2 protein-coding genes are annotated in these 1129 nt (G+C 66.7%); both read right to left on the reverse strand.

Going from position 1 to position 1129, the window contains the following annotated elements:
* A partial coding sequence (locus tag AHiyo1_RS05355; RefSeq protein WP_059387855.1) for a putative quinol monooxygenase occupies positions 1 to 226 on the reverse strand: 226 nt, incomplete at its 3' end.
* A gap of 37 nt (positions 227 to 263) precedes the next feature.
* The coding region (locus AHiyo1_RS05360; protein WP_059387856.1) for an aldo/keto reductase at positions 264 to 1129 on the reverse strand (866 nt) is incomplete at its 5' end.

Here is a 1129-nt window from a genome sequence, read left to right on the forward strand (position 1 = left end):
CCGTCAGGCCGGCTGCGAAGTGCGGGGCGTTGACGTGCGCTTCGGCGGCGCCGTCCTGGAAGGCTTCGACCAGCACGTACGTGGAGGGGTCATCGAGGGAGCGAGACCACTCGAACCAGAGGTTGCCCTCCTCGGCACGTGTCGCGGCGGTGAAGTCGGCCACGATCTCCGGCCATTGCGCGGTGAATTCGGGCTTGGTCTTGAATTTGACGACGATGAAGATCACTGGGGATTCCTTGAAGAAGTCGATGCGGGGCGTTGATTCAGGGGCGTTCGAGGAAGGACTCGACCTTGGCCGGGTCGCGCTCGACGAGGTCGCCGAGGACCTCATCGGCCTTGGCGAGAAGCCCGGGGTCCAGGACGACGCCGGCGGCGGTCGCGTTGTCCTTGAGCTGCTCGGGACGGGAGGCTCCGACGATGGCGGCGGAGACGTTCGTGTTCTGCAGGACCCAGGCCACAGCGAACGCGGCCATTGACAGGCCAGCCTGGTTCGCGAGCGGGCGCAAGGCCTGGACAGCTTCGAGCACAGGTTGCTGCATGTAGCGGTGCTCGGTCTTGAACGCGCCGCCGTCGGAGGTGAAGCGCGACGCCGTGGGAGCCGCGGCGCCCGGGGCGTACTTGCCGGTCAGGACGCCCTGGGCGAGCGGGGACCAGACGATCTGGCTCAGGCCGAGTTCTTCGCTTAGCGGAACGACTTCCGGCTCGATGACGCGCCAGAGCATGTTGTACTGGGGCTGGTTCGAGACGAGGTGGATACCGAGCTCCTTGGCGAGGGCGGCGCCCCTGCGGATCTCCTCCGGAGTCCATTCGGAGACGCCGATGTAGTGGGCCTTGCCGGCACGCACGATGTCAGCGAACGCCTGCATGGTCTCTTCGAGCGGGGTTTCGTAGTCGTAGCGGTGGGCCTGGTACAGGTCCACGTAGTCGGTCCGGAGGCGGCGCAGGGAGCCGTTGATGGACTCCATGATGTGCTTGCGGGACAGGCCCCGATCATTCTTGCCGGGCTGGCCGATCGGGAAGTAGACCTTGGTGAAGATCTCCAGGCCTTCACGCCGGACACCGTCGAGGGCCTCGCCGAGGGCGGTCTCGGCGCGAGTGCCCGCGTAAGCGTCGGCGGTGTCGAAGGTCG

This window comes from Arthrobacter sp. Hiyo1, from assembly GCF_001263615.2.
Taxonomy (GTDB): Bacteria; Actinomycetota; Actinomycetes; order Actinomycetales; family Micrococcaceae; genus Arthrobacter.